Annotated in this window: 3 protein-coding genes; all 3 read right to left on the minus strand. The window is 47.8% G+C overall.

Annotated features, from left to right (window positions below):
* Positions 1–215: 215 nt before the first annotated feature.
* A complete protein-coding gene (locus RDN93_RS21995; RefSeq protein WP_004326018.1) occupies positions 216–1,070 on the minus strand; it encodes a DNA adenine methylase in 855 nt (284 codons plus the stop codon).
* Between the two features lie 95 nt (positions 1,071–1,165).
* Positions 1,166–1,810 (minus strand): thymidylate synthase, encoded by a 645-nt coding sequence (locus RDN93_RS22000; RefSeq protein ID WP_004326020.1) that lies wholly within the window; start codon positions 1,808–1,810, stop codon positions 1,166–1,168.
* A gap of 72 nt (positions 1,811–1,882) precedes the next feature.
* Positions 1,883–2,125 carry a hypothetical protein gene (locus RDN93_RS22005; RefSeq protein WP_004326021.1) on the minus strand — a complete coding sequence of 81 codons (243 nt, stop codon included), beginning with the start codon at positions 2,123–2,125 and terminating at the stop codon, positions 1,883–1,885.
* Positions 2,126–2,167 lie beyond the last annotated feature (42 nt).

Here is a 2,167-nt window from a genome sequence, read left to right on the forward strand (position 1 = left end):
TTTAAATCCGGAAAAACCAGACGTGCCGCTTAACAAAAACGATGCGTTTCAAAAAGTACAAAAACGACGCGTACAAGAAAAACGGTGAGCGCGGTCCTATTCAGCATGATCAAAGCCCACCGTTTTTCTTTCACTTGAACCCTCTTTAAATGGCTTTAAAATATCATTTAAAAGCCATTGCAGATTCAAAATAATTTCCTATCTTTATGCAATTGTTAGGCTGCTATACCTGACACCTCATCCGGCTTCGTGTACAGCATCATGTCTGTATATTTAGCTTGATAGTTTACGCTTGCACTAAACTCCACTTTCCTGCATTCCTTGAATGGGCTGCCGACAAATGGGTTTCGGTCCATCCAGTCGCACAGTTCTAAAATGGAGGACTTGTTCGAGGTGAAGTACACGAACGAATGCCCTTTCAGAACGGTTAGTACATCCAGATAGTCAGCCAGACGCCAGAACATCTTGTAAGTACCCACCTCGGTGGAGAGGTACGGCGGATCAACCAGGAACACCACACCCGGAACATCTTTGTAACGTTTGAATACTTCCTTGTAGTCTTCGCTGGTTATAGTCAGTCCTTCCAGATAATCCTTTGCTTCGGGATAGTCTGTCTGCCGAATCCTATTGTAGATGGCTTCTTTCTTCATTCCTTCCAAACTGGTCACATATTTCATGGCGAACAACAAGGATGCGGAAACCGTGATATAATCCACGTAACCGTGCTCTTTTTCTTCCCTCTCAATACGAGCAAACATTTTATCGCGAACCTCCCCGGTTATACGTTTGTTTCTGGGTTCCCCTTCAGCTATCCGACGCAAATCGGATAACAGCACATTGGTGGCCGGGATATTTACAAGTCGGCAGCGGTAGTTGTCGAAGTCATTATACACAACGGTGGCATCAGGCCTGACACATTTGGTAATATGTGACAGCAGGCCCGAGCCGCCAAACAAGTCCACAAACACGGTGCTGTCCGGGAACTGTCCCAGCACCTTGATAAATTCCCTCGCAAACATGCGTTTCTGCCCCACGAAAGGAAGCGGGGCGGACAAATACATCTTTCTCATTTCATTCTGCTTTAAAACGGCCGCAAAGGTCCACAGAATAAACGAAAAACAGCGGGAAACATGAACTGTTCCCGCTGCAAGACATATACAGCAAACTACACGTTCAACCCGAAGCGGACCGTCTCGTCACCGGCGATCAGCGCACGGGTGCCCGGGATATTATTCTCGTAGATATGTACATTGCCCAGATAGAGAGTGATCGACTTCAAGGGAAGTTCTATCTGCCGCGCCATCAGGTACAGGTGGTAAATATCGGAAGGTAGCCCGAGGTTTGCGTCACTGCTGCGCTGGTAGGCGGACAGAACCAGTTCACCGCCATCTAACTGGAACTGTACCAGACTCAAACAGGGTGCCTGGTTGCTCTCGGCACCGGTTTCGCCCAGAAAAAGCACGTAGTTCTTGCTGTTGCGCCTCTCCCGGTTAATTTTCGCTATCAACGGAGGCAGCTTCTCGAAATAGGTCGGGTAACTGTTCACCAGGATGGAGCCGCAATAGTCCCACCAGTTGATGCCGGCCTCCCGGTACTTCTCCACGTTGCGCTCACCCTGCATAAATAACTGCAACTCGCTGCGGAGCTTCTTGCGGGCGATATTATGCCCCTCGAATATGTCAAGCAGGTCCGCCGGTGTCAGTGACAGCTGCTCGTTCAGAAGGTATTGTATATTTCCCTTCTTGTTGGTCTGTGTTTTTCCCGTGGCAAGAATCTTGTCCAGGATACGGTAATACTTGTTCATAGCCATTTCCTCCTTCTAAATTTGAAACACCCTAAAGATAAGGGGAAACGGCACTCCCTACGACATAAAACAACCCGTTCACACTGCAAGCGTCTTGCAGTCGCTCTGGAATCGTTTCACCAAGGCATAAACCTTGCGTTCGCTCACCGAATACTTTTCGGACAATACGGCCACAGCATACGAGACTTTTTCACCTTGATCGAGTAGGCGGGTATAGTCCGCGTACAGGTCGATATACCGGGCATCTTCCAGACGGATGCCGGCCGCCTGAAGCCTTTTCAACAGCTCCCGGTTAAAGTTTAATATCTCAATCACTTTCATACAACAAAAAAATTATATCTTTGCATCGCCAATCATTTTTTA

Origin of the sequence: uncultured Bacteroides sp. (genome assembly GCF_902491285.1) — a bacterium.
Lineage (GTDB): Bacteria > Bacteroidota > Bacteroidia > Bacteroidales > Bacteroidaceae > Bacteroides.